The 26,267-nt window shown below is 66.7% G+C and carries 26 protein-coding genes; 23 read left to right on the forward strand and 3 right to left on the reverse strand.

The window, feature by feature from the left end:
• Nucleotides 1-124 precede the first annotated feature (124 nt).
• From ACOGXH_RS05320 to ACOGXH_RS05340, 5 genes are all read left to right on the forward strand, one after another.
• Entirely contained in the window at nucleotides 125-1,303 is a 1,179-nt protein-coding gene (locus ACOGXH_RS05320; protein WP_419928079.1) for a DUF3048 domain-containing protein, read from the forward strand.
• A 62-nt stretch (nucleotides 1,304-1,365) separates the two neighbouring features.
• On the forward strand, nucleotides 1,366-2,265 hold the full coding sequence (pdxS, locus tag ACOGXH_RS05325; RefSeq protein WP_419928080.1) for a pyridoxal 5'-phosphate synthase lyase subunit PdxS: 900 nt from the start codon (nucleotides 1,366-1,368) through the stop codon (nucleotides 2,263-2,265).
• Between the two features lie 55 nt (nucleotides 2,266-2,320).
• Nucleotides 2,321-2,887, forward strand: coding sequence for a pyridoxal 5'-phosphate synthase glutaminase subunit PdxT (gene pdxT, locus ACOGXH_RS05330; RefSeq protein WP_419928081.1), 567 nt, complete (start codon nucleotides 2,321-2,323; stop codon nucleotides 2,885-2,887).
• A gap of 10 nt (nucleotides 2,888-2,897) precedes the next feature.
• Nucleotides 2,898-3,647 (forward strand): YebC/PmpR family DNA-binding transcriptional regulator, encoded by a 750-nt coding sequence (locus ACOGXH_RS05335; protein ID WP_419928082.1) that lies wholly within the window; start codon nucleotides 2,898-2,900, stop codon nucleotides 3,645-3,647.
• Nucleotides 3,648-3,872: 225 nt separating this feature from the next.
• The gene (locus ACOGXH_RS05340) at nucleotides 3,873-4,190 is read left to right on the forward strand and encodes a hypothetical protein (RefSeq protein ID WP_419928083.1); all 318 of its coding nucleotides are present in this window, start codon (nucleotides 3,873-3,875) and stop codon (nucleotides 4,188-4,190) included.
• A 5-nt stretch (nucleotides 4,191-4,195) separates the two neighbouring features.
• Here the strand turns inward: ACOGXH_RS05340 and ruvB are convergent, their stop codons facing one another.
• From ruvB to ruvC, 3 genes are read right to left on the reverse strand one after another with little or no spacing between them, the layout of a single operon-like run.
• On the reverse strand, nucleotides 4,196-5,230 hold the full coding sequence (ruvB, locus tag ACOGXH_RS05345; protein WP_419928084.1) for a Holliday junction branch migration DNA helicase RuvB: 1,035 nt from the start codon (nucleotides 5,228-5,230) through the stop codon (nucleotides 4,196-4,198).
• Between the two features lie 7 nt (nucleotides 5,231-5,237).
• On the reverse strand, nucleotides 5,238-5,837 hold the full coding sequence (ruvA, locus tag ACOGXH_RS05350) for a Holliday junction branch migration protein RuvA (RefSeq protein ID WP_419928085.1): 600 nt from the start codon (nucleotides 5,835-5,837) through the stop codon (nucleotides 5,238-5,240).
• The gene (gene ruvC, locus ACOGXH_RS05355) at nucleotides 5,834-6,331 is read right to left on the reverse strand and encodes a crossover junction endodeoxyribonuclease RuvC (protein WP_419928086.1); all 498 of its coding nucleotides are present in this window, start codon (nucleotides 6,329-6,331) and stop codon (nucleotides 5,834-5,836) included. Before ruvC ends, ruvA begins: the two co-directional genes overlap by 4 nt.
• A gap of 68 nt (nucleotides 6,332-6,399) precedes the next feature.
• On the opposite strand from ruvC, the gene queA reads away from it, so the two are divergent.
• The 18 genes from queA (at nucleotide 6,400) to ACOGXH_RS05445 (ending at nucleotide 26,260) form a co-directional block, all read left to right on the forward strand.
• Complete coding sequence (gene queA / locus ACOGXH_RS05360; protein WP_419928087.1) at nucleotides 6,400-7,416, forward strand: tRNA preQ1(34) S-adenosylmethionine ribosyltransferase-isomerase QueA; 1,017 nt, start codon at nucleotides 6,400-6,402, stop codon at nucleotides 7,414-7,416.
• Nucleotides 7,413-8,522, forward strand: coding sequence for a tRNA guanosine(34) transglycosylase Tgt (gene tgt / locus ACOGXH_RS05365; RefSeq protein WP_419928088.1), 1,110 nt, complete (start codon nucleotides 7,413-7,415; stop codon nucleotides 8,520-8,522). Before queA ends, tgt begins: the two co-directional genes overlap by 4 nt.
• Before the next feature lie 75 nt (nucleotides 8,523-8,597).
• On the forward strand, nucleotides 8,598-8,903 hold the full coding sequence (yajC, locus tag ACOGXH_RS05370) for a preprotein translocase subunit YajC (RefSeq protein ID WP_419928089.1): 306 nt from the start codon (nucleotides 8,598-8,600) through the stop codon (nucleotides 8,901-8,903).
• A gap of 18 nt (nucleotides 8,904-8,921) precedes the next feature.
• On the forward strand, nucleotides 8,922-10,454 hold the full coding sequence (secD, locus tag ACOGXH_RS05375; protein WP_419928090.1) for a protein translocase subunit SecD: 1,533 nt from the start codon (nucleotides 8,922-8,924) through the stop codon (nucleotides 10,452-10,454).
• A complete protein-coding gene (gene secF / locus ACOGXH_RS05380; protein WP_419928091.1) occupies nucleotides 10,451-11,557 on the forward strand; it encodes a protein translocase subunit SecF in 1,107 nt (368 codons plus the stop codon). The genes secD and secF overlap by 4 nt, the downstream gene beginning before the upstream one ends.
• 31 nt (nucleotides 11,558-11,588) lie before the next feature.
• On the forward strand, nucleotides 11,589-12,131 hold the full coding sequence (locus ACOGXH_RS05385) for an adenine phosphoribosyltransferase (protein WP_419928092.1): 543 nt from the start codon (nucleotides 11,589-11,591) through the stop codon (nucleotides 12,129-12,131).
• Entirely contained in the window at nucleotides 12,128-14,341 is a 2,214-nt protein-coding gene (locus tag ACOGXH_RS05390) for a RelA/SpoT family protein (RefSeq protein ID WP_419928093.1), read from the forward strand. Before ACOGXH_RS05385 ends, ACOGXH_RS05390 begins: the two co-directional genes overlap by 4 nt.
• Before the next feature lie 2 nt (nucleotides 14,342-14,343).
• Complete coding sequence (gene hisS / locus ACOGXH_RS05395; protein ID WP_419928094.1) at nucleotides 14,344-15,606, forward strand: histidine--tRNA ligase; 1,263 nt, start codon at nucleotides 14,344-14,346, stop codon at nucleotides 15,604-15,606.
• Between the two features lie 10 nt (nucleotides 15,607-15,616).
• Nucleotides 15,617-17,353, forward strand: coding sequence for an aspartate--tRNA ligase (aspS, locus tag ACOGXH_RS05400; protein WP_419928095.1), 1,737 nt, complete (start codon nucleotides 15,617-15,619; stop codon nucleotides 17,351-17,353).
• A 15-nt stretch (nucleotides 17,354-17,368) separates the two neighbouring features.
• The gene (locus tag ACOGXH_RS05405; RefSeq protein ID WP_419928096.1) at nucleotides 17,369-18,691 is read left to right on the forward strand and encodes a replication-associated recombination protein A; all 1,323 of its coding nucleotides are present in this window, start codon (nucleotides 17,369-17,371) and stop codon (nucleotides 18,689-18,691) included.
• Nucleotides 18,691-18,939, forward strand: coding sequence for a hypothetical protein (locus ACOGXH_RS05410; protein ID WP_419928097.1), 249 nt, complete (start codon nucleotides 18,691-18,693; stop codon nucleotides 18,937-18,939). Before ACOGXH_RS05405 ends, ACOGXH_RS05410 begins: the two co-directional genes overlap by 1 nt.
• 9 nt (nucleotides 18,940-18,948) lie before the next feature.
• Nucleotides 18,949-21,525 carry an alanine--tRNA ligase gene (alaS, locus tag ACOGXH_RS05415; protein WP_419928098.1) on the forward strand — a complete coding sequence of 859 codons (2,577 nt, stop codon included), beginning with the start codon at nucleotides 18,949-18,951 and terminating at the stop codon, nucleotides 21,523-21,525.
• On the forward strand, nucleotides 21,525-21,956 hold the full coding sequence (ruvX, locus tag ACOGXH_RS05420) for a Holliday junction resolvase RuvX (RefSeq protein WP_419930323.1): 432 nt from the start codon (nucleotides 21,525-21,527) through the stop codon (nucleotides 21,954-21,956). Before alaS ends, ruvX begins: the two co-directional genes overlap by 1 nt.
• A 34-nt stretch (nucleotides 21,957-21,990) precedes the next feature.
• Nucleotides 21,991-23,082: an endolytic transglycosylase MltG gene (gene mltG, locus ACOGXH_RS05425; RefSeq protein WP_419928099.1), complete on the forward strand. Its 1,092-nt coding sequence runs from the start codon at nucleotides 21,991-21,993 to the stop codon at nucleotides 23,080-23,082.
• Nucleotides 23,076-23,927: a shikimate dehydrogenase gene (gene aroE / locus ACOGXH_RS05430; protein ID WP_419928100.1), complete on the forward strand. Its 852-nt coding sequence runs from the start codon at nucleotides 23,076-23,078 to the stop codon at nucleotides 23,925-23,927. Before mltG ends, aroE begins: the two co-directional genes overlap by 7 nt.
• Nucleotides 23,928-23,949: 22 nt before the next feature.
• Entirely contained in the window at nucleotides 23,950-24,648 is a 699-nt protein-coding gene (locus ACOGXH_RS05435) for a prepilin peptidase (protein ID WP_419928101.1), read from the forward strand.
• A 47-nt stretch (nucleotides 24,649-24,695) separates the two neighbouring features.
• Nucleotides 24,696-25,226: a shikimate kinase gene (locus ACOGXH_RS05440; RefSeq protein ID WP_419928102.1), complete on the forward strand. Its 531-nt coding sequence runs from the start codon at nucleotides 24,696-24,698 to the stop codon at nucleotides 25,224-25,226.
• Nucleotides 25,223-26,260, forward strand: a complete 1,038-nt coding sequence (locus ACOGXH_RS05445; protein WP_419928103.1) for a 3-dehydroquinate synthase family protein — start codon at nucleotides 25,223-25,225, stop codon at nucleotides 26,258-26,260. The genes ACOGXH_RS05440 and ACOGXH_RS05445 overlap by 4 nt, the downstream gene beginning before the upstream one ends.
• Nucleotides 26,261-26,267 lie beyond the last annotated feature (7 nt).

Consider the following 26,267-nt stretch of genomic DNA (forward strand, 5'->3'; position numbering starts at 1 on the left):
TGGCCGTTGGCGCAGGGGGATTGCGGCTGCCCTGTTGGCCCTTGCGCTGATGGGCGCGGCTTGCGGCGGCTCGGAAGGGGAGTCCAACGGTGCTCAGCCGGTGGGAACGAATGATTCTGCCCCAGTGGCTACGAGTGCCCCGACCGGCGACGGCGGCGGAGAATCGCCAGAAGGCACCACAGCCCCGACCAATGGCGGCACCGGCGCCACCGAGGGCGACGGCACCGGGGATGGAGTCGGCGAAGCCCCCGGCGACGACCCTGTTACCGATCCCGGCTCAACAGAAACCGGCGACCCTGTTCCCGACCCGGCCACGCCCACCCCAACGCCGGGACCCACCGAACCGCTGACCGGCGAGCCGCTGGTGGATCCGTCCATCATGAACCGGCCGGCTCTTGCCGTAAAGATCGGCACCAGCAGTGTGGGTCGCCCCCAGACCGGCATCAACCAAGCAGACGTACTCATCGAGGTGAGGGTAGAAACCATCACCCGCCTCTTCGCCGTGTTCCACAGCCAGGGGGCCATCTCCCTGGGCCCGGTCCGGTCGGCCCGAAGCTCCGACGCCGACATCTTGGCCAACTTCAGCCAACCGGTTTACGGCCACTCCGGAGCCAATCCGGGCGTGCTGCGCGAGCTGTCGCAAGGCCAGTCCGCCGGCAAACTCTATGAGCTGCGCTGGGATGTCCTGCCCAACGACTACTGGCGTATAGCTGACCGAGTTCCTCCTTGGAACTTGTACACCGCCGCTTCGAATATCTGGGATGCCGCTCCCAGCAGTTTGTCGGCCCCCGATCCTCTCTTCGAGTACCGCAGAGAGGGAGAGGCGCTTCCATCAGGGGCAGAGTCGGTTCCCGGTGTGGAGGTCCGGTATCTCGGCGGTACCGTCGCCCAATTCGTCTGGGATGCTGAAGCCGGCGGCTGGGCCCGGTGGCAGGACGGAACCCCCCACGTCGACATGGCCCGCCACTCCAACGGCACCCCCAATCCCGATGTCGATCCCGAGCAAGTGACCACGGCCAATGTCGTGGTGCTGCAAACCCGCTATACCGGCAGCGCGGCCTGCTCGTATTGCCCGGAGGCCATCACAGTCGATCTCGATGGCGGGGTCGCTCTGGTATTCACCGACGGCCACATGATCCGGGGCCGGTGGTCCCGCCCGTCGGCCAGCCAACCGTGGCAGGTGACCGACAACAACGGCAATCCGGTGCGGCTCACTCCCGGCCAGACCTTCATCGTCCTGCCGGGGGGCGATGTGCTGGTGATGGTGCAGGACTTCGCCGAACACCTGCTCAGGAATCGCTGATCCGAATTATCGGCGGTAAACCGACATCGTGTTTGTGATGCAGATAGCCATAGACTGCAACCATGGCTGCTGAGTCGATGACGGGCCGCGAAACGGGAACCCCTCTGGTCAAGCGAGGGCTGGCCGAGATGCTCAAGGGCGGCGTGATCATGGACGTGGTCACCCCCGATCAGGCCAAGGTGGCCGAGGACGCCGGGGCGGTGGCGGTCATGGCCCTGGAGCGGGTTCCCGCCGACATCCGCCGCGATGGCGGCGTGGCCCGCATGAGCGATCCTGAGATGATCACCGGAATCCAGCAGGCGGTGACCATTCCGGTCATGGCCAAGGCCCGCATCGGCCACTTTGTGGAGGCCCAGATTCTGGAAGCCCTCGACGTCGACTACATCGACGAGAGCGAGGTGCTTACCCCCGCCGATGAGGCCCACCACATCGACAAGTGGGCGTTCACCGTGCCGTTCGTTTGCGGGGCCACCAACCTGGGTGAGGCGCTGCGGCGCATCTCCGAGGGTGCCTGCATGATCCGGTCCAAGGGCGAGGCCGGCACCGGCAACATCGTGGAAGCCGTTCGCCATCTCCGGTCGATCATCGGCGACATCCGCAAGATCACCCAGGCCGATTCGGCCGAGCTGTTCGACTGGGCCAAGCAGCTCCGGGCCCCGCTGCCGCTGGTCCGCGAGGTGGCCGAGACCGGCTGGCTCCCGGTGCCCCTGTTCTGTGCCGGCGGCATTTCGACCCCCGCCGATGCCGGACTGGTCATGCAGCTCGGTGCCGAGGCCGTGTTTGTGGGCTCGGGGATCTTCAAGTCGGCTGATCCGGCGCCTCGGGCCAAGGCCATTGTGGAGGCGGCCACCAACTATCGCGATCCCCACATCCTGGCCAAAGTAAGCCGCGGCCTGGGCGAGCCCATGCCCGGTTTGGAGATCGACAGCCTCGAAACCCGGCTGGCCGACCGCGGCTGGTAGCAGCGGCTGAGCGTGCAGCAGATCGAGGCATCACCCCGAGACCCGGAGCCCCCGGGTGAAGGTCGGGGTTTTGGCCCTTCAGGGCGCATTCGGGCTGCATGAGAGGGTCCTGATCCGGCTCGATGTGGCTGCGGTCCAAGTCCGCACCCCCGAAGAGCTGGCCGCGGTCGACCGTATGGTCATCCCCGGCGGCGAGTCTACGGCCATCTCCAAGCTGTTGGACGCCAACGACTTAGCCGACCCGCTGGCCGATCGCCTGGCCGACGGCCTGCCCGTACTCGGGACCTGCGCCGGGCTGATCCTTCTGGCATCCGAGGTGGTGGACGGCTATCCCGGCCAGCACTGCTTCGGTGCGGTGGATGTGGCCGTAAGGCGCAATGGCTACGGCCGCCAGTCGGAGTCGTTCCATGCGCCGATTGACATTGAAAGATGGGAATCGCCCTTTCCCGGTGTCTTCATCCGCGCCCCGATGATCGACTCGGCCGGCCCTGAGGTGGAAGTCTTGGCCGAATTGGACGGGGTGCCGGTTCTGTGTCGCCAAGGTTCCGTGGTGGTGTCGTCGTTCCACCCCGAGTTGGCGGAAGACGATCGAATCCACCGCTGGTTCATCGAGCAGGAATAGGAGAGCACCAATGTCAGGACACTCCAAGTGGGCCACCATCAAGCACCGCAAAGGGGCGGCCGACAAGCGCCGGGGCAAGCTGTTCGCCAAGCTGATCCGCCAGGTGGAGGTGGCGGCCCGCGAGGGCGGGAGTGACCTAGACGCCAACCCCTCGCTCCGCACCATGTATCAGAAGGCCAGGGACAACTCGGTGCCCCTCGACACCATTGAGCGGGCCATCAAGCGGGGAACCGGTGAGCTCGAGGGGGTGGCCTACGAGTCGGTGTACTACGAGGGGTACGCCCCCGGAGGAGTGGCTCTCTACGTGGAGACGCTTACCGACAACCGCAACCGGACCAGTTCGGAGGTGCGGGCTCTTTTTACCCGCAACGGGGGATCGCTGGCCGAACCCGGGGCGGTGGCCTGGCAATTCGAGCGCAAAGGGGTGGTGATCCTCGAACGCTCGGTGGACGAGGACGAGCTGATGATGGCCGCTCTCGACGCCGGGGGCGAGGACTTGGCCGACGAGGGCGACACTTGGCGACTCACCTGCGACCCCTCCGACCTCTCGACGATGCGCGACGCCCTGTCCGAGACCGGCATTGCCTTCGTGTCAGCGGCCTCCACCATGCTGCCCACCTCAGTAGTGGGCGTCGACAGCACCGACGCCGCCCGGTCGGTCCTCCGCCTCATAGACGCCCTCGACGACCACGACGACGTCCAAGACGTCTACGCCAACTTCGACATCCCCGACGACATCCTCCAAGCCGCCGCCAGCTGAGGCCCTCTTTGTCGGGGTTCTACAGAAAGATGGTTGCTTCCAACAAGTAGCACTATTACGATTCGCTACGCAGTCGGAACTGGCTTCGCTTTTCGGTGTCAAAGGGTTCCCTTTCGAGTTCATATGGAGAGAGGGAATCTGATGACAACAGTTAGCGAGATCGAGCGGACGGAGTTGGTGAATCAGTTGGTTGCCACCATTGGCGAAGGGCCTGCGTAGACCTTGTTGAAGTGTGTTCTGCCCGATGGCCGCAACCAGCTTGCCACCAAGGAGGACCTGACCAAGTTCGCCACCAAGGAGGACCTGAGAGCCCTGGAGGCCAAGATGGCCACTAAGGAGGACCTGAGAGCCCTGGAGGCCAAGATGGCCACTAAGGAGGACCTGGCCGAGTTGGCCACCAAGGACGACTTACGGATTCTGGGCGCTGAGCTGCGGACCGAGTTTTGGACCGAGATGACCAAGCAGACGCGCGTTTTTGTAATGACGATGACGGCCTTCATGATCACAATCTGGGGCACGATGGCAGCGCAGTTCTTCGTTTAGTCAGGTCAGTCGAACAAGTTGGACTGGTCGGCGGCGTTGGGCGGTGGAGCCAAGCCCAAGTGCTGCCAGGCGGTGGGAGTGGCCACCCGGCCTCGGGGGGTGCGCATCAGCAGGCCCTGTTGGATGAGGAACGGCTCGTATACGTCCTCTACCGTCTCGGCTGGCTCGCTGACGCTGATGGCCAGGGTGGAGAGCCCCACCGGTCCGCCCCCGAACCGCTCGCACAAGGCCGACAAGATAGCCCGGTCTACTTTGTCTAGACCGGCCTGATCGACGCTGAACAGGTTCAGTCCCGCGGCCGCAGTGGCTTGGTCGATGGTGCCGTCCGCCCGGACCTCGGCATAGTCGCGCACCCGGCGCAGCAGCCGATTGGCGATTCTGGGGGTGCCCCGGGCCCGACAGGCGATCTCAGCCGCGCCGTCTGGGTCGATCTGGATGTCGAGGATGGATGCGGCCCGAGCCACGATGGCCTCCAAGTCGGCGGTGGCGTAGTAGTCAAGCCGCGATACCAATCCGAATCGGTCGCGCAGCGGGCCGGTGATAAGGCCGGTGCGGGTGGTTGCGCCAACTAGGGTGAACTTGGCCAGATCGAGGCGAACCGACTGGGCCGCTGGGCCCTTGCCCAGCACGATGTCGACGTTGAAGTCCTCCATGGCCGGGTACATCACTTCCTCGACGATGCGGGGCAGCCGATGGATCTCATCGATGAACAACACGTCGCCGTCCTCCAGCTTGGACAGGATGGCGGCCAGATCGCCCGCCCGCTCCAGCGCCGGGCCCGAGGTGATGTGGAGTCCCGCGTCCATTTCTTTGGCCACGATGTGGGCCAGCGTGGTCTTGCCCAAGCCCGGGGGTCCGGCGAACAACAGATGGTCTGCCGGCTGTGATCGGGCTCGAGCCGCTCCCAAGATGATGTGAAGGTGCTCCTTGAGCTCTGGCTGGCCCACAAACTCGTCTAGTCGGGCAGGCCGCAGACCCGGCTCGGCCGCGGCGTCCTCGGGAAGCGACGTCCCGGCCAAAAGCTCCTCCCTCTCGCTCACAGCCTGTTCATCTCCCGGAGGCCAGGTGCTGGAGAGCCGCCTTGAGCAGGGCAGAGGAGTCGCCATCAGGTGGCAGGGCGGCAATGGCGCCGCGGACCTCCTCGGCGCTGTAGCCCAATTCCCCCAGAGCTTGGCGGACCACGCTGCGGGCATCGGCCGGCCCTTCGGCCGGCTCGCCGGATGCCACCGCGGTGGTCACGTCGCCGATGTCGAGCCGGGATTTGAGCTCCACCAACAGCCGGGCCGCGGTCTTCTTGCCCACACCGGGCACCAAGCACAGGGCGTCTATGTCGTCGGTGGCCAGTATTCCGGCCAACTCCGAAGGTCCGTATATCGACAAGATGGCCATGCCCATCGCCGGTCCTACACCGTGAGCGGAGATGAGCCCCTCGAAGACTTGGCGCTTGTGGGGGGTATCGAACCCGTAAAGGGTTTGGGCGTCCTCTCGGATGTGGTGGTGGATGTGCAGTAGCACGTCTTGGCCCAACTCTCCCAGGGAGGCCGAGGTGTCGGGCGAGATGGCCACCCGATAGCCGACGCCTGCGGTCTCCACAATCACCTCGTCGGAGTCCCGCAGAGCCAGCGTGCCCCGAAGCAGGCCGATCACACTGCGGCCTGGATTCGAGAGGCGGTTGGAGCGTGGGCCAGATGGCAGAGGGCCACTGCTACCGCGTCGGCAGCATCCACCGGCTTGAGCGGACGGGGCAGGCCCAACAGGGTTTGCACCATCTTGCCCATCTGGTCTTTGTCGGCGCCGCCCCAGCCAGTGACCGCCTTTTTGATCTGGGTGGGCGAGTACTCAAACACCTCGGCGCCTGCCCCCACCGCCGCGACCATGGCCACGCCGCTGGCCTGGCCCACCCCCATGGCGGTACGGACATTCACCTGGAACAGCACCTGCTCGATGGCCACCGCATTGGGACTGTAGGTGCCCATCAAATCGTCCAGCTCGTTCTGGAGTTCAAACAGCCGTCGGGGAATGGAATCGTCCTTGTCGGTGCGGATGATGCCCGCCGCGATGGCCTCGGTGGCGCGGCCCTTTTGGCGGATAACGCCGTAGCCGCAGCGCGACAGGCCGGGATCGATCCCCATCACCAGCATCAGCCCCAAACTACCGGGCTGGTGTGACAGTTTTCGGGATACGCGTGCCGGTCAGGTAGAAACACACCATGCGGACTGAGGAGCTGGACTACGAGCTGCCTCAGGCCGCCATTGCCCAGCAGCCGGCCGAGCCCCGTGACAGTTCACGACTGCTGGTGGATCGGGGGCCGGCCGCTTCGCCCGAGCACCGCCTGGCTCGAGATCTTCCCGAGTTGCTCAGTCCCGGAGACGTGCTGGTGGTGAACGACAGCCGGGTGATGGCCGCCCGACTGCGGCTCCGCAAGGCCACCGGGGGCAAGGTCGAGGTTCTCTTGCTGGAGCCGGGCGACGACGGGTGGTGGAGCGCGCTGGTCCGCCCCGGTCGTCGGGTACGTCCGGGCACCGAGTTGTGGTTCGAAGAGGCACCGGTGTTGGAAGTGGGGGAGCGCTTCGGCGGCGACGGCCGCCGCCGGGTGCGCCCCACCGGCGATCCCGACGCCCTCATGGATCAGGCCGGCGAGGTGCCGCTGCCCCCCTACGTCACCGGCGAGCTGGCCGACATCGAGCGCTATCAAACGGTGTATGCCGATCGACCGGTGTCGGCCGCGGCCCCCACCGCCGGGCTCCACCTCACCGAGGCCGTTCTCGACCGCTGCCGGGCGGCCGGGGCCAGCGTGTGCCCGCTGGAACTGGCCGTGGGCGCGGCCACATTCACCCCGGTCATGGCCGAAGAGCTTGAAGACCACGCCATGCACACCGAGACCTACCGGATTCCCGAGGACACCCTGGCCGCCTGTGTTCGGGCTGAGCGGGTGGTGGCGGTGGGAACCACCGTGGTGCGGGCGCTGGAGTCGGCGGCGGCCACCGGTTCGGCCAGCGGCCGCACCGACCTGTTCATCAAGCCGGGGCACCAATTCGCCGTGGTGGACGCCCTGCTCACCAACTTCCACCTCCCCCGGTCCAGCCTCCTAGCCCTGCTGGCCGCCTTCATCGGCCCCCGCTGGCGTGATCTCTACGCCACTGCTCTGAGCGAGGGCTACCGATTCCTGTCTCTGGGAGATGCCATGTTGTGCACCCGCGATCTAGGCCAGAATCCAGGGATATGACCTTTCGGTTCGACGTGTTGGCCCGGGATGGTCAGGCCCGCAAGGGGCGCATCACCACGCCGAGGGGCTCGTTCACCACCCCGTGCTTCATGCCGGTGGGCACCCGGGGCGCAGTCCGAACCCTCGACACCGCCGACCTTGAGGCCCTCCAGCCCTCGGTGGTGCTGGCCAACACCTACCACCTGATGATGAGGCCCGGCCCAGAGGTGGTGCAGCAAATGGGCGGCATCCATGGGTTCACCGGCTGGTCGGGCCATGTCCTGACCGACTCCGGCGGCTTCCAAGTGTTCTCCCTCGACCCCAAAGTGGACGACCACGGCGCCACATTCCAGTCCACCTACGACGGCTCCACCCATCGATTCACGGCCGAGCGGGTGGTGGACGTCCAGCTACAGCTCGGTTCCGACATCCAGATGGCCCTGGACGTGTGCCCACCGTCGCAAGCCCCGGAGGAAGTCCAGCGCCAGGCGGTGGACCGAACCGCTGACTGGGCGGTCCGAGCCCGCCGCCGCTTTCTGGAGATGAACGGGCCCGACGCCGGCGCCAGCCAATTCGGCATCGTCCAAGGGGGCATCGACCCCGGACTGCGGGCCGAGAGCGCCGCTCGAACCATAGAGGTGGGCTTCGACGGCTATGCGGTGGGCGGGCTGTCGGTAGGGGAGAGTGCCGAGCAGATGATGGCCGCGTTGGAGGCCACCGCACCGCAGTTGCCCACCGATCAACCCCGGTACTTCATGGGACTGGGCGATCCCGTAGGACTGGTGGAAAGCGTTGCCCTGGGAGTGGACATGTTCGATTGCGTGCTGCCCACCCGGCTGGCCCGCCACGGCACCGCTCTCACGTGGGAGGGCCGTCTGAACATACGCAACTCGTCGTTTGCCACCGACGACCGTCCGGTCGATCCTGAATTCCCGGCCAGCCCGTCGGACCGCTATTCCCGGGCCTACCTTCGCCACTTGTTCAACGTGGATGAGCCCTCCGCGGCTCGGCTGCTCACCCTCCACAACGTGGCCTGGCTGCTGGCCCTCATGGATTCGGCCCAAGAAGCCATCGCTTCCGGCACGCTGGAACAGTTTCGGAGGAAGGTGGCCCAGGCCTGGGCCTGATTGGCTGGGAAACACCTGCTGGGCTCCACTCGCCAAGTCGTCTGTTGTCCAGGTCTTCCGGTAGAGTTCTGAGCCTTGGATTTCATATTTCTGATCGCTCTCATGTTCGTCGCCATGTACTTCTTCATGGTGCGACCCCAGCAGCGCAAGGCGCGCCAACACCGCGAGCTGATTGAGTCCCTCGACATCGGCGACGAGGTGATCACCGCATCGGGGCTGTACGGGATGATCACCGATTTCGACGGTGGCACCGTGTTCATCGAGATATCCGACGGTGTCGAGATCAAGATCAGCCGCGACACCATCGCCAACAAGGTGATGTATGCCGCCGACGTCGATGAAGACGACGAGGGCCAGGGCCCTCTGATGAGCGGCGACTAGTCGCAATTCCCAGCAACAATGAGCCGCCGATCGCTGGTCTCGCTTGTCTTCATTCTGGCCCTGGCCGCCGGTTTGCTGGCCGCCTCGCTAGCCGTTGGCAACCGGCCCCTCCTGGGCCTCGACCTGAAGGGCGGGGTCGAAGTGGTGCTGGTGCCCGAGGATGACCCCGACCGGCCGGTGGCCATAACCCAGGGCGACTTGGACACCGCGGTCAGCATCATCCGAGACCGCATAGATGGACTCGGGGTGGCCGAGCCCGACGTGACCCGCCAAGGCCGCCGGGTGGTGGTCCAGCTTCCCGGCATCAGCGACCAGCAGCGGGCCATCGACATCGTGGGCCAGACCGCCGAGCTGCGGTTCCGCCCATTGTGCGCCGAGCTTCCCGTAGTGGAGATTTCTTCCGACAATCCAGACCTCGAGCTTCCTTCGCCTGAATTGCCCGATCCGGTGTTGGACGAGCGGGGACTGGCCCCGTGTCCCACGGATGTCGACTACAACTTCTTGGCGACATCCACGTCGGCCGAAGATGAGCTCGACCGCTTTGTGGTCCTTCCTCACAGAGACGGCACAGTGCGCTACCTGATGGGCCCATCCACCCTCACCGGTGCGGGCCTTTCCGGGGCTGACAGCTCCTATCGAAATGAATTTGTGGTTGACGCCACCTTCAAGGGCGGCGATGACGGTGCCGATCAATTCGACGAGATCGCCATCGAGTGCTTCTCCGGCACCGCCTACTGCCTGCCTGGTGCCGAGGGGCGCGGCCGGCTGGCCATTGTGGTCGACGGGAAGGTGCAGTCGGCACCGGTGGTGAACGCGGCCAACTTCGACGGCCAAGTGGTCATCTCCGGGCGATTCTCTGAACAGGAGGCAGATGACCTGGCGTTGGTGCTGCACTACGGCGCGCTGCCCATCGAGTTCCAAGACCCCACCGACCCCCAGAGCGACAGCACCAGCCGGGCGGTGTCGGCCACCATCGGGGGCGACTCTCTGCGCGCTGGGGTCATTGCCGGCATCGTGGGGCTGGCGCTGGTGTTCCTGTTCATGGTCGGCATGTACCGCCTGCTGGGCCTGATCGCTATGTTGAGCCTGGGGGTCTCGGCCACCCTGCTGTGGGTGATCGTGGCCTGGCTGGGCGAGACCCAAGACCTGGCCCTGACCCTGGCCGGGGTCACCGGCCTTATCGTGTCGATCGGTGTGTCGCTCGACTCCAACGTGGTCTACTTCGAGCACCTAAAGGAGGACGTGGCCACCGGCCGAGCGCTGCGATCATCTTTGGAGTTGTCCTTCCCGGCGGCGTTTCGGACCATTTTCAGGGCCAACTTCGCCTCGCTCATCGCCGCGGTCATCCTGTACTGGCTCTCGGCCGGCTCGGTCCGGGGCTTCGCCCTCATGCTGGGTTTGGCCTCGGTGCTCGACCTGGTGGCCACCTACTTCTTCCTGCGGCCCAGCGCCCAGCTGATGTCCCGGTCGCCCACCCTTATGGCCCATCCCCACCGCATCGGCCTGCCCACCAGGGAAGAGGCCATCCCCGCGGGAGTTGAGGCCTCATGAGCCGGCTCCAGCGCCTGTTGCGCAACCAGACCAAGGTGGACTTCCCCGAGCTTTGGAAGACCACGCTGAAGGTTTCTGCCGCTCTGATCCTCATCAGCGTTGTGGCCCTGCTGGTGCGGGGGGTCAATCTGGGCATCGAGTTCGAGGGCGGCACCGTGTGGGAGGCCTCGGCACCCGACGTGTCCACCGCGGATGTGCGCGACGCCCTGCGGGGCGTGGGTCAGGCCGACGCCAAGATCCAGTTCGTCGGCGGTGATGTGCTGCGAGTCCGGGCTGAGTTGGACGCCACCGACGCCACCAGCGTCGCCGAGGTGTCTCTGGCCCTGGCCAACCTCACCGGCCAAACGGTCGACGACGTCAGCTTCAACTCCATAAGCGCGTCGTGGGGCGACGAGATCACCGACAAGGCCATCCGGGCGCTGATCGTGTTCTTCATCGTGGTGGCCATCTACATCACCCTGACGCAGGAATGGCGAATGGCCCTGGCCGCCCTTGTGGCTGTGGCCCACGACATCGTCATCACCGTGGGCATCTATTCCCTATTCCAACTCGAAGTCACTCCGGCCACCGTCATCGCCTTCCTCACCATTATGGGGTACTCCCTGTACGACACCCTGGTGGTGTTCGACAAGAACCGCGACTACCAGCGGCGCTCGGCGCTGGTGGGGCGGGCCACCTACACCCGGATCATGAACACCGCGCTAAACACCGTGCTGCTGCGGTCGGTGAACACCACCATCACCTCGGTGTTGCCGGTGCTGTCGATGCTGATCATCGGAACGCTGGTGTTGGGGGCGGTCACCCTGGCCGAATTCGCGGTGGCCCTGCTCATCGGCCTGTTGGTGGGCACCTACTCGTCGCTGTTCGTGGCCGCGCCAGCCGCCGCCTGGCTGAAAGAGCGCCAGCCCGAATTCGTGGAGCTGCGGGACCGCCTTGAGGCCCGAGCCCAGTCACGGGGCACGTCAGTACACGAGGTGGAAGACGTGGCCGTTGGCCCGTCCCCCTCCCGTCCCGCTGCTCCTTCGTCTGATCGCCCGGCTCGCCGGCCTCCACAAGCCGGCACAGCCATTCCTCCCCGGCCAAGGAAGCGCAAGCGCCGGTAGGCGGTTTCAGCAGACGGGTAGGGTTGGAGCAGTGGATTCCGGCTGGCCTGCGAGCCTCATAAGGGATGTCCCGGATTTCCCCACGCCGGGGATCTTGTTCAAGGACATCACCCCGCTGCTCGACGACGCGGGGGCCTTCCGATGGGCCGCCGATGAGCTGGCCGACCGATTCAGCGACGCTCCGGCGGATCGAGTGGTGGGAGTTGAGGCCCGGGGGTTCATATTGGGGGCCGCGGTGGCCTATCGACTCGGTCTCGGTTTCGTGCCGGTTCGCAAGCCGGGCAAGCTGCCCTACGACACCCGGTCGGTGGACTACGAGCTGGAGTACGGCACCGCTTCTCTCGAGGCCCACACCGACGCTATGTCCCCTGGTCAGCGGGTGCTCATCGTCGATGATGTGCTGGCCACGGGGGGCACCGCGGCCGCCACGGTTGAGCTCGTCAATTCTGTTGACGCCGAAGTGGCCGGGGTGGGCTTCCTAATCGAGTTGGGATTCCTGGATGGCCGGGGGAAAATAGAAGAACACGCCGACTGTCCGGTGATTTCGCTGTTCTGCTTCGGGGGTGATGAGTGACGCTGACAGAGCGGCCTTTGCCGTGGATGGATCAACCCGGTCAAGACGTAGGCCCGCTTCTTGAGGCCTATCTGGAACGCCACCCCAACAGCACGTCCGACCGCATTGAAACGGCCTATCGCCTGGCCGAGAAAGCCCACTCCGGGCAGGTGCGCAAATCCGGTGAGCCCTACGTCACCCACCCTCTGGCCGTAGCCCACATCGTGGTCGAGCTGGGTCTGGACGATGTGTCGGTCATCGCCGCATTGCTGCACGACGCCATCGAGGACACCGCCATGGACCTGTCGGAGGTGGAGCACCATTTCGGCGGGGAAGTGGCCTCAATCGTGGACAGCGTCACCCGGCTGGACCGACTCAAGTTCAATACCCAGGAGGAGGAGCAGGCCGCCTCCATGCGCAAGATGCTGGTGGCCATTGCCAAGGATCTGCGGGTGTTGGTGGTGAAGCTGTCCGACCGGCTCCACAACATGAGGACACTGGCCGCGCTGCCTTTGGAGAAACAGCACCGGGTGGCCAGCGAGACGATGGACATCTACGCGCCGTTGGCCAACCGGCTGGGCATGCAGGACATGAAGCTTCAGTTGGAGGACTTGGCCTTCGCCGCCCTGCACCCCAAGCGGTATTCCGAGATCGACCGCATGGTGGCCACCCGGGCCCCCGAGCGAGATCTCTATCTGACCCAGGTTCTGTCCAGCGTTGACGCCCGCCTGGCCGAGCTGGGTATCCAAGCCCAGGTCACCGGTCGTCCCAAGCACCTTTGGAGCATCTACGAGAAGATGATGACCAAGGAGCGCAGCTTCGACGAGATCTTCGACTTGGTGGGCATCCGGGTCATCGTCGACTCGGTGCGGGACTGCTATGCCGCGCTGGGCTCCATCCACGCCACCTGGAAGCCGGTGCAGGGGCGGTTCAAGGACTACATCGCCATGCCCAAATTCAATCTCTACCAGTCGCTGCACACCTCGGTGGTGGGGCCGGGGGGCAAGTCGCTGGAGGTGCAGCTCCGCACGAATGAGATGCACGCCCGGGCCGAACAGGGGGTGGCCGCCCACTGGGACTACAAGGAGGGTGCCACCACCGACGATCTGGCCTGGCTTAGCCGCATCATCGACTGGCAGCAGGAGACCTCTGACGCTGCCGAGTTCTTGAGCAACCTCAAGACCGACCTAGACCACGATGAGGTACAGGTCTTCACCCCCAAGGGCGAAGTGGTCTCGCTGCCCATGGGGGCCATTCCCATCGATTTCGCCTACGCCATCCACACCGAGGTGGGTCACGCCTGCATCGGGGCCCGGGTCAACGGCCAGCTGGTGCCGCTGGACCGGGAGCTGAGGCCCGGCGACATGGTCGAGATCTTCACCTCCAAGGTGGCCGACAAGGGACCGTCGCGCGACTGGCTCGGGCTGGTGGCGTCTCACCGGGCCCGCAACAAGATCCGCCAATGGTTCGCTCAGGCCCGGCGGGAGGACGCCATCAAGGCTGGGCGTGATGCGGTGGCCGCCGCCCTGCGTCGGGAGCGGCTGCCGGTGGCCAAGATCCTGTCGGGCGACGAGCTGGTACAGGCGGCCCAGGACATGAACTACCGCGACCTCGACACCTTGTTCGCCGCAGTGGGCGAGCGCCACGTGTCGGCCAAGGCAGTGGCCGAGCGGGTGGCCGGCAAGAGGGTGGAGCCTTCCTCTGAAGACGAAGGTGAGGTGGAGTTGGCCGATGTCCCATCACCGTCGGTGCTGCTTCGCCCAACCGACCAGCCGGTGGAGGTTGAGGGGCTCGACGATGTGCTGGTGAATCTGGCCCGCTGCTGTAAGCCGGTGCCCCCCGACGAGATCATCGGCTTCGTCACCCGGGGCCGAGGGGTGTCGGTACACCGGGCGGAGTGCGCCAATGCGGTGTCGCTGTCGTTTGAGCAGGGCGACCGCCTCATTGACGTGGATTGGAGCGCCGAGCGCAGCGGCACCTACTGCGTGACCATCGAGGTCAAGGCATTCGACCGCACCCGCCTGCTGCGAGACGTGGCCAACGCCCTATCCACCGGTTCGGTAAACATCCTGGCCTGCGAGACCCGCACCGGCGCCGATCAGATCTCGGTCATGCGATTCGACTTCGAGTTGAGCGACGGCTCGCACCTCGACGCCCTCCTGCGCACCATACGGGGCATCGAATCCGTCTACACCGCGTACCGCGTCCTCCCCACCGCCGCTGGCTCCTAGCTGTGACCGAGTTGTTCCAAGCGCCCAAGGGGACTCGCGATATCTTGCCGCCCGAGTCGGACCGCTGGCAGGCGCTGGTGGCCGCATTCGCTGAGGTGTTTGGACGGGCCGGCTATGGGCTGGTGCAGAATCCGATGTTTGAGGACATCGGGGTGTTCCAGCGCTTGGGCGAGGGCACCGAAGTGGTCCGCAAGGAGATGTACGACTTCTTGGACAAGGGCGAGCGCCACATGGCCCTGCGCCCGGAGGGCACTGCTTCGGTGGTTCGGGCCTTCAACCAGCACCGGCCCACCGTGCCCTGGAAGGTGTGGTATATCACCCCCTGCTTCCGCTACGAGGAGCCCCAGGCCGGGCGGTTTCGCCAGCACCATCAAGTAGGAGCGGAGGCCATCGGCTCGGCCGATCCCGACCTCGATGTGGAGGTCATCGCCCTCCAACACGACTTCTATCGGGCGCTCGGATTGAGCCAGTTGTCGCTGCGGCTTAACTCCATGGGCAGCCCCGGCGACCGACAGGCCTACGCCGGGCAGTTGGCTGCCTGGCTGGGCCAGCGGGTGGGGGAGTTGGACGAGGCCGACCGGGCCAACGCCGCCGATCATCCTCTGCGGGTACTGGACTCCAAGCGGGAGCGCACCGTGGCCGCGGTGGCCGATGCCCCCCTCATAACCGAATGCCTCTCGGACGAGGCCGCCGTCCACTTCGAGCGGGTGCAGGCCGGGCTCGATGCCTTGGGGGTCAGCTACTCAATTGATCCTCGCCTGGTGCGGGGCCTGGACTATTACACCCACACCACCTGGGAGTTCGTGGCCGGTGCTCTGACCTCGGCCCAGAACGCCGTCGGCGGCGGAGGGCGCTACGACGGCTTGGCCGAGTCCCTCGGCGGCAAGCCCGCCCCCGGAGTGGGTTTTGGTGCCGGCATCGAGCGCATCCTGTTGGCCGCCGACGCCGAGGATGCCCTCCCCGACGCCGAGGCGACCGTCGACGTGTTCGTGGTCGACGTGACCGGCGGCAACGCCGGGCGCGATCTCACCTTCGAATTGCGCCGCAACGGCATCTCCGCCGACCGGGCCTTCGACGCCCGCTCGATGAAGGCCCAGATGAAGGTGGCCGACCGCTCGGGCGCCCGCTTGGCCCTTCTGGTGGGCGACGACGAACTGGAGTCGGGCACCGTCACCCTGCGCGACCTGCGCTCAGGAGGCGGCCAAACCGCACTGCCCCGGGACGAAGTGGTTATTGACGTGGCCCAGAGGCTGGCGACAGAGTGAAATAGCCGCAATGCGAACTGACTATTGCGGCGAGTTGCGCGCCGATGACATTGGCCGGGAGGTAGCGGTGTGCGGCTGGGTGGACCGCCGCCGGGAGCACGGCGAGAACCTGGCCTTCATCGACCTGCGGGATCGCACCGGGGTGATCCAGTGCGTGGTGGATGAGCGCCACGACCTGCGCTCGGAATACGTGGTCCGCATCAGCGGCACCGTGCGACCCCGGCCCGAGGGCACCGTCAACCCCAAGCTGGACACCGGCGAAGTGGAGATCGGTGATTGCCAGGTAGAGGTTCTGTCGGCCGCCGAGCCCCCGCCGTTCCCGCTGCACTCCCGCACCGAGGTGGACGAGAACGTGCGCCTGCGCTACCGCTACGTCGACCTGCGGGGGGAGCGCCTCCAGCGCAACTTGGAGCTGCGGGCCAAAGTGAACAGCGCCATCCGCCGCTCTATGGAGTCTCAGCGCTTCACCGAGATCGAGACCCCCATGCTGGTGGCCTCCACCCCCGAAGGGGCCCGCGACTTTGTCGTGCCCTCCCGAATACACCCGGGCCGGTTCTACGCCCTTCCCCAGTCGCCTCAGATCTTCAAGCAGCTCTGCATGGTGGGGGGCATCGACCGCTACTACCAGATCGCCCGCTGCCTGCGCGACGAGGACTTGCGGGCCGACCGTCAGTTCGAGTTCATGCAGCTCGACGCCGAGGCCAGCTTCGCCGACCAAGACGACGTGATGGCCTTTATCACCGAGGCGGTGGCCGCCGCGGTGGAGGCCGTCACCGGCACCCGTCCCGACGACCCCATCTTCATGACCTGGACCGATGCCATGGAGCGCTACGGCTCCGACAAGCCCGACATCCGCTTCGGCATGGAGCTGATCGAGCTGACCGGGCTGTTCGAGGGCACCGAGGCCAAGGTCTTCCAGGTGGAGTGCGTGAAGGGCATCAACTGCAAGGGGGGCAGCCAGAGCCTGGGGCGCAACGCCATCGACGAGCTCACCCGCAAGTGCCAGCAGTGGGGGGCCAAGGGCCTGGCCTGGTTCCGGGTGGGCGACGACGGTGCCCTCGACGGCGCGTTGACCAAGTTCATGTCCGACGACGAGCAGGCCGCACTCGGCCCGGCCATGGGTGCAGAACCCGGCGATCTGCTGCTGCTGATCGCCGACCGCCGCCCCAAGGTGCGCGACATCCTTGGCCTGCTCCGGCTGGAGCTGGGCCGGCCCCCCATCACTGGGGGCGGGCTGAACTTCGTTTGGGTCACCGAGTTCCCGCTGTTCGAGTCCATCGACGACCAGGGACGACCCATCGCCGCACACCATCCCTTCACCATGCCCCACCCCGACGATGTGGGCATGCTGGACGGCGAAGGCGAGGAGCTGCTGGCGGTGCGCTCCCAGGCCTACGACCTGGTGCTCAACGGCTGGGAGCTGGGTTCGGGCAGCGTGCGGATCCACCGCCCCGACATCCAGCGGGCCGTATTCCGGGCCCTGGGCATCAGCGACGAAGACGCCGAGACCCGGTTCGGCTTCCTCCTCGATGCCTTTCGCTACGGTGCCCCGCCCCACGCCGGGTTCGCTTTTGGCATCGACCGCCTGGTGGCCATCTTGGCCGGGGAGGAGAACATCCGCGAGGTGATCGCCTTCCCCAAGACCCAGTCGGGCGCCGACCCGCTGTCCAACTCGCCCACCCCAATTGCCGACCGCCACCTCGACGAGCTCGGCCTGCGCGTCCTCCCGCCCCCCGACGCTGGGTAGGTGGGGGAGCGCCGGATGGCGATGAGCGACGATCTGTTTGCCGCCGCCGCTGCCGAGCGCCTGGCCAAGACCGCGCCGCTGGCCGACCGGCTCCGGCCGAACAACCTGGACGAGCTGGTGGGCCAGGAGCACCTGCTGGGCCGGGGCAAGCCGCTGCGCAGCCTCATCGAGTCGGACCGGCTGTCGTCGGCCATCTTGTGGGGGCCGCCGGGCACGGGCAAGACCACAATTGCCCGTTTGGTGGCCGGCACCACCGCCCAGGCCTATGTCCAGCTCTCCGCGGTCGCTGCTTCGGTCAAGGACGTGCGAGAGGTCATGGCCTCGGCCCGCGACCGCCTCGGCCAGCACGACCAGGGCACGATCTTGTTCCTCGATGAGGTCCATCGCTTCAACCGAGCTCAGCAGGACGCCCTTCTGCCTGCGGTGGAGTCCGGGCTCATCACGCTGATCGGGGCCACCACCGAGAACCCGTACTTCGAGGTGAATCCACCGCTTCGGTCCCGCTCCACCCTGTTTCGTCTCGAGCCCCTGGACAGCGATGCGCTGGGCGAATTGCTGCGCCGAGGGCTGCGGGCCGAGGGAGCCGAAGCCGACGACGACGCGCTGGACCACCTGGCGACCCAGGCCGCCGGAGACGGCCGCCAAGCCCTGACCAGCCTGGAGGTGGCCGTGGCCCTGGCCTCGGCCCGCCCCGACGACCCGCCCCGGGTCACCCTGGCCGATGCCGAGGACGCCTTGGGGGCCAGCGCAGTCCGCTACGGCCGCGACGAGCACTACGACGTCATCAGCGCCTTCATCAAGAGCCTGCGGGGGTCTGATCCCGATGCCGGGCTGTACTGGCTTTCCCGGATGTTGGAGGCGGGGGAGGATGCCCGGTTCATCGCCCGCCGGATGGTGATTCTGGCCTCAGAGGACATCGGCATGGCCGACTCCCAGGCTTTGGTGGTGGCCGATGCGGCGGCCCGAGCGGTGGAGTTTGTCGGGCTGCCCGAAGCGCAGCTCAACCTGGCCCATGCGGTGGTGTATCTGGCCACCGCCCCCAAGTCGAACACCGTCACCACTGCGCTGGGGAAGGCCCGATCCGACGCCGGAGACGGCAGCGGAGAGGTGCCGCCCCATCTCCGAGACGCCCACTATCAGGGGGCGGCCGGTCTAGGGCACGGCAAGGGCTACGTGTATCCTCATGATGATCCCCAGGGCTGGGTGAGCCAGCAATATCGCCCTGATCGCTTTGAGGACGAACGTTATTACCATCCTTCAAAACATGGGGCCGAAGAGGAGATACGCCAGCGAATGATGGGCCGGAGAACCGACAGCAACGACAGCGAGGAAAGCTGATGGCCAAGCGATTCGTATGGTTCGCCGCGGGGGCGGGCGCGGGTGCGGCCGGGGCGTCCTATGTGCGTCGCAAGCTGCGCCAAGCCGCCCAGCGGGCTGTTCCGATTCGACCGAGTTCTGGTGCCAGCGCTCGAGTCAAGGCGGCGGCTGCTGAGGCTCGGGCTGCATTGGCCGAGGGCACCGCCGCGGTTCGGCGCTATCGGGCCGAGATCGCCCGCCGGTCTCTCGACGAACCGCCGGGGCGATAGGACGGCGCATTGATCCCCAAACGAGCCCAGGAGATCCGCAGCGCATTCACCTCCTTCTTCGGCGAGCGGGGTCACGCCGTGCTGCCGTCGGCCAGCCTCATCCCTCGCGACCCCACCGTGCTGTTCACCGTGGCCGGCATGGTGCCGTTCAAGCCCTATTTCACAGGCGAGGAGAGCTCTCCCCACTCCCGGGCGGTCACCGTTCAGAAGTGCGTGCGGGCTGGAGGCAAGCACAACGACCTGGACGAGATCGGACTCACCCGCCGCCATCTCACCTTCTTCGAGATGCTGGGCAACTTCAGCTTCGGCGACTACTTCAAGACCGAGGCCATCGACTGGGCCTGGGAGTTCGTCACCGAGGGTCTGGGCTTCGACCCCGATCGGCTGTGGATCACCGTCCACCTCAGCGACGATGAGGCCGCCGAGATCTGGCGGGATGTGGCTGGCGTGTCACCCGACCGCATCCAGCGGATGGACGAGGACAACTACTGGCGCATGGCCGACACCGGGCCGTGCGGGCCCTGCTCGGAGATCTTCTTCGACAAGGGGCCGGAATTCGGCCCCGACGGCGGGCCGGCCCACGGCGGCGACGAGCGGTTCCTAGAGTTCTGGAACCTGGTCTTCATGCAGTACGACCAGCGTCCCGACGGCCAGGTCCCGCTGCCAAAGCCCAGCATCGACACCGGGGCTGGCCTGGAGCGGATCCTCACTCTGATCCAAGGGGTTGAGTCGGTGTTCGACATCGATGAGATGGCCGAGTTGGTGGGCGAGGCTTCCGCGGTTGCCGGGGTAAAGCTAGGGGCGGCCGAGCACAGCGACGTCACCCTGCGGATACTGGCCGAACACGCCCGCACCATGACCTTCCTCATCTCCGACGGCGTATTCCCCTCCAACGAGGATCGGGGCTACGTGCTGCGCCGCATCATGCGCCGGGCCATTCGCCGGGCCTATCTGCTCGGGGTCACCGACGTGGTTACTCCCAAGCTGGTGGACAAAGTGGTCGACATCATGGGATCCGACTATCCCGACGTGGCGGCCAACCACAGCTTCGTGCGTGACGTGGTTGCCCGCGAGGAGGAGAGCTTCCGATCGACTCTGGCCCAAGGATCGCAGATCCTCGACGACGCCATCGACCGCCTCGACGAGGGCGAGGCCCTGTCGGGCGAATTGGCCTTTCTGCTGCACGACACTTATGGGTTCCCCTTCGAGGTGACCGAGGAGACCGCCCGGGAGCGGGAAGTTGCGGTGGACCGGGACGGCTTCGACCAGCTCATGGAAGGCCAGCGCACCCGAGCCCGCCAGGACTTCGATGCCCGGCACGCAACCTCCGCCGATGTGTCGGCCTACGCCGCGCTGGTGGCCGAACACGGTCCCACCGAATTCATCGGACGGGACTTCGACAGCGCCGAAGCCGTGGTTCTGGCCGTTACCGACGACGGCATCGTTTTGGACCGGACCCCGTTCTATGCCGAAGCCGGCGGGCAGGTGGGCGATACCGGATCCATTACTTCTCCCACCGGTTCGGCCCGAGTTGCCGACACCACCTATGTGGTGCCCGAGTTGCACTTGCATCACGCCGAATCCATCGACGGCGAGATCGAGCCCGGCCAAACGGTGATTGCAGCAATCGACTCCGACCGCCGGGCGGCCATCCGCCGCAATCACACCGCCACCCACCTGCTGCACTGGGCGCTGAAGGAGGTGCTGGGCGACCACGTCAAACAGCAAGGCTCGCTGGTGGACGGCGACCGGCTGCGCTTCGACTTCACCCACTTTGAGGCGCTGACCGCCGAGCAGATCACTGAGATTGAGCGTCTGGCCAATGCCGACATCCTGGACAACCCCGCCACCCGCCACTATGAGACCTCCATGGCCGAGGCCATGGAGGCCGGAGCTATTGCTTTTTTCGGCGACAAGTACGGGGATCGGGTCCGAGTGCTCGAGGCCGGCCCGCATTCCACCGAGCTGTGCGGCGGCACCCATGTGCGGGCTTTGGGCGATATCGGACCGGTGAAGGTGGTGTCTGAGGGCTCCATTGGGGCCAACATCCGCCGAATCGAGGCAGTGAGCGGCACCCGCCCGGTTGAGCTGCTCACCGAGCGGGAGTCGACTCTGGCTCAGGCTGCCGAGCGACTGGGCGTGCCCGTCGATCAATTGCTCATTGGGGCCGAAAAGCGCATCGCCGAGATCAAGAGCCTCCGGGCGGAGCTGAGCGACCTGCGCAAGGCCGCTTCGGCCGACCAGTCGGGGGATCTGGCCCAGGAGGCGGTGGACGGAGTGGTGGTGGCGCTGGTTGAAGGCTTGGACCGGGGCCAGTTGCGCGATTTGGCCATCGCCACCCGGGATCGCCCCGGCGTGGCCGCCGTGGTGCTGGGGGCGGCTCCTGAAGGGGGTGGGGCGGCCCTGGTGGCCGCGGTGGCCGCTGAAAGCGAGCTGAATGCCGGCGAGCTCATCGCCGAAGCGGCTGCCACCATCGGCGGCGGCGGAGGCCGCGACGCCAAGCTGTCCATCGCCGGCGGCCGTGACCCGTCCCGGCTTGAAGAGGCCCTCGAACAAGTGCGAGCCGCGGCTGGCATCGGCGGGTGATGGCACGAGCGCTGGGAATCGACCTCGGCGAGCGCCGCATCGGCGTGGCCGTCTCCGACTCCGACGGCCGGGTGGCCACCCCGCTGACCGTTATCAAGCGCTCCGGCAGCCGGGACCAAGACCACCGCAAGATCGCGGAGTTGGTGCAAGAGTACGAGGCCGGGGTCGTGATCGTGGGCCTGCCCCTGTCGCTGGACGGCGGCACGGGCCCCGCTGCCGTCGGCGCGCAGCGCGAGGCCCAACAGCTTGAGTCAGCGCTGGGAGTGCCGGTGTTGACCCACGACGAACGGCTGACCACGGTTATCGCCGAGCAATCGCTGGCCGAGTCCGGCCTCAGCGGCAAGGCCCGCCGCCGCCGGGTCGACATGGTGGCCGCTTCGGTCATTTTGCAGGGCTGGCTGGACTCCACCAATTCGGAGTCGAAACCGTGATGGGGGTTCCCTCTCAGGGCTGGCTGGACTCCTCATGAGCACAGATGAGGACTGGGACTGGTTGCCTCGAAGAACCTCGACTCTCACCCGGGTGATCATCTTGCTGGGACTGATGGGCGTGGTGGTGCTGATCGCCACGCTGTTGGTCAAGGGCTGGATCGATGATCGCCTCGACCCTCCCGGCGATGAGGGCCCCGAGCTGGTGGTCAACATCCCCCAGGGGGCGTCCATCAACGACATCGCCCGGATTCTCGAGGACCAGGGGGTGGTGGCCAACTCCACGGTGTTCCGCTACTACCTGCGCTACAAGGACGCCGGCGACTTCCTGGCCGGCAACTACGTCTTGAACGAGAACATGGCGGTGTGGGAGGCCAAAGACGTGCTGCTGGCTGGTCCCGACCCCGGCCCGGCGGTAGATGCCTTCAGGGTGGTGTTGCCCGAGGGCCTCACCCTGGCCCAAATCCAGGGCGAGCTGCTTGCCCAGGTCTCCACATTCAATGCCGACGACTTGGCCCGGGCCATCGCCTTCCCACCGGTGCGGTCCGATTACCAGCCCGCCAACAGCACCTTGGAGGGGGTGTTGTTCCCCGACACCTACCTGCTCGACGGGGCCACCGCCGACGATGAGGCGGCCCTCGTCGTCCGCCTGGTGGATCAGTTCGATCGGGTGGCCTCCGAGGCAGGCCTGGACACCGCCCCCGAAACAGTGAGGGTGACCCCCTACGAAGCGGTCATCGTGGCGTCGCTCATCGAAAAGGAGGCCCTGATCGACGAGGATCGGGCCAAAATTGCCCGGGTGATCTACAACCGACTGGGCTTAGACATGCCGCTTCAGATCGACGCCGCGGTGCGCTACGCGGTGAACAAGCCGTCTGAGCCGCTGACCCTCGCCGACTTGCGGGTGGACAACCCCTACAACGTGTACAACCGCACCGGGCTGCCCCCCGGCCCCATCGCCGCTCCCGGGCGGGCGTCGCTGGAGGCCGCAATGAATCCCGCCGACGGGTTCTGGCTGTTCTATGTGCGCACCGATGATCCGGTGCCCGGCGCCCACACCTTCAGCAACACCTTCGAAGAACACGAGGCGGCCACAGTTATTTGCCGACAGAGGGACCTGGGGTGCTGATCCCCATCGGGCTCGACCCCGACGCCGACGTCGCCGCCGGGGTGATCGGCTTTCCGATACGCCACTCGCTGTCCCCGGTCATCTGCCAGGCCGCGTTCGACGGGCTCGGCTTGAATTGGGTCTACGCCGCCTTCGAGGTGGCGCCGGGAGAGGCGGCCACGGCGCTCGACGAAATGCGAGAGCGGGGCATGGCCGGCCTCTCGGTGACCATGCCCCACAAGGCCGACGTGGCCGCCGCGGTGGACGAGCTGAGCCCTGCGGCCGCGGCGCTGGGGGTGGTGAATTGCGTGGCCCGCGACGGCGATCGGCTGGTCGGCCACAACACCGACGGCGCCGGATTCTGCGACGCCCTGCTGGCCGAGGGGGTGGAACTGACCGGGATTACCTGTGCGGTTTTGGGCGCAGGCGGGGCCGCCCGGGCAGTGGTGGCCGAGCTGGCCCGCCGAGAGGTCGGCGAGGTGGCGGTGATCGCCCGCCGCCCCGAGGCCGCCGCTTCGGCCGCCGCGTTGGCCGGATCGGCGGGTACCACGGCCGGCCTGGCAAATATCGATCGATTCCGCTTGGTGGTCAACGCCACCCCTTTGGGCATGGCCGAGACCGAGGGCGCCGGCAGCCTGCCCTTGGATCCCGAACTGCTCCACCCCCAACAGCATGTGGCCGAGCTGGTCTACAACCCACTCCATACCCCGCTGTTGGCCGAATGCCACCGCCGCGACGTACCCGCCTCCACCGGGGTGGGAATGCTGGTGTACCAGGCCGCCCACGCCGTGCGGATCTGGACCGGGGCTGATCCGCCGGTCGAGGCCATGACAGCCGCGGCCACCGAGGCGCTCAAGGACAGATGAGCCGGGCAGCGGGGGGCCAGTCGTGAGCACGGCAGCCATGGTCATTGCCGGGGTGGCCATCGGCATCGTGGCGGGCCGCCTCCTGTTGCCGCTGGTGTGGAGCTTCAAAGTGCGCGACAGCCGCTCACTGCGAGTGATGGTCCCGCTGTCCACCGCCGCCGCCTTGGGAGCGGCCGGCGGCTTGTTAGGCACCACCTGGGATGTGATCCCGGTGTGGGCGCTGTTCGTTGCCCTAGTTGCCGTCACCACCGTTGATCTGTTCCACTACCGCATCCCCAACGCCATCGTGTTCCCCGCCGTGCTGGTTCTGCTGGCGCTGATGACCCTCATCTCGCTGCTGCGACACCACCCGGGGGTCATCGGCCAAGCGGTGGCCGCCGCCGGGCTCTACGGCGGCATCATGGCCGTGTTGCACACCGCCTCCCGGGGCAGTCTCGGGTGGGGCGATGTGAAGCTGTCGCTGCCGTTGGGCCTGGTGCTGGGCTGGGTGGGGTCGGGCTACGGCCAGTCATTGCTGGCTGTGCTGCTGGCCCTCGGCCTGGCCTCGGTGCTGGGGGCCATCATGGGCCTGTTCGTGTGGGGCGTTAGGGCCCTGGGCATTGAACTCCTCCCCGACCCCCTGGCCGACCCCGACAACCCCCGCCCCACCGTCTTCCCCTTCGCCCCCTCTATGGCCGTTGCCGCCGCGGCCGTGGCGCTGGCCATACCTGTGACGAGCTAACGATAAGTGCTCTCAGGGCAGCGGTAGCCCACTTGTAGTATCGCGTTGTGGAAAGTACGCCCCATGTGGCCCTCATCGGGATGATGGGGTCGGGGAAAACGACGGTGGGGTTCTGGTTGGCCCAATCCGAAGGGCTGCGATTCGTGGACCTCGACGCCGCTATCGAGGAGCGCCAGGGCCGGTCGGTTCCCGAGATCTTCGAGGCTGACGGCGAGAACGGCTTCCGAGACATTGAGCAGTCGGAGCTGGCCGCCTGCTTGGCTTCTCCGCAGCCCATGGTGGTGGCCTGCGGCGGGGGAGCGGTGTTGCGGGCTGAGAACCGGGAACTGCTGCGACATCGGGCCTGGGTGTGCTGGCTGCGAGCCACCATCGAAACGCTGGTCCAGCGGGTCCGGGCCGGCGAGAACCGACCGCTGCTGGGCGACGACCCGATGGCCGATCTCACCGCCATCAGCGCCGCTCGGTCAGGGCTCTACGCCGAGACGGCCCACAGAGTCATTGACGTGGACGGCATGGAGGCCCAACAGGTGGCCAACCAGATCAGACGAGTCTGGCCCCGGCCGGTGTCGGCCCGATGACCGCCGAGGCAGGCCTCAAGGGCGCGATCCGGGTTCCGGTTGAATTGGGGGAGCGATCCTATGATGTCTGGGTCGGCCCCGGCGTCCGCCATTGCCTTTCCGAAGTCATTCCCCCTGATGTGGGCCGGGTGGCGGTGGTCACCCAGGCCGCGGTGGCCGATGCCGGCCTCACCGTGGGCCCCGGCGTGGAGCACCGGGTGTTCATCACCGACGACGGCGAGCAAATCAAGACGCTGGGCGCGGTCGAGGAGCTATGCCGGGAATTCGCCCGTTGGGGCCTCACCCGCCGTGACGCGGTGGTGGCCGTGGGCGGGGGAGCGGTCACCGACCTGGGCGGATTCGCCGCCGCCGTCTACCACCGGGGCATCCGGGTGGTGTTCGTATCCACCACGCTTTTGGGCCAGATCGACGCCTCAGTGGGAGGCAAGACCGGCGTGAACCTGCCTGAGGGCAAGAATCTGGTCGGCGCCTTCTGGCAGCCCTCCGCGGTGCTGTGCGACACCGAAGCGCTCGACACCCTGCCTCCCGAGGAGATGCGGTCGGGACTGGGGGAGATGGCCAAGTACCACTTCATCGCCGATGCCGACCTCGACACCCTGAGCCTGCCCGAGCGCATCGCCCGCTGCGTGCAGATCAAAGCCGAGGTGGTGGCGGCCGACGAGCGAGAGTCCGGCCGCCGGGCCGTGCTCAACTACGGCCACACCCTGGCCCATGCCCTCGAGGCCCACGGCGGGTACGACCTCCGCCACGGCGAGGCGGTGGCCGTCGGCCTCATCTACGCCGCCGAGTTGGCCCACCGCGCCGGCCGCATCAACGCCGAGCGCGTGGACGAGCACCGCCGAGTGGTCGACGGGTACCAACTGCCCACCCGCCTGCCCGAAGGGGTCGATGCCGACGCGATAGTCGGGCTGTTCAGCCGGGACAAGAAGGCGGTCGACGGGGTCACCTTCATGCTGGACGGTCCCGAAGGCATCCAGCCGGTTGCCGGACTGGAGCCCGCCATTTTGAGAGAGACACTGGAGGCCATCAGATGAATTGGAG

Origin of the sequence: Candidatus Poriferisocius sp., assembly GCF_965208355.1 — a bacterium.
Classification (GTDB): Bacteria; Actinomycetota; Acidimicrobiia; order Acidimicrobiales; family Bin134; genus Poriferisocius.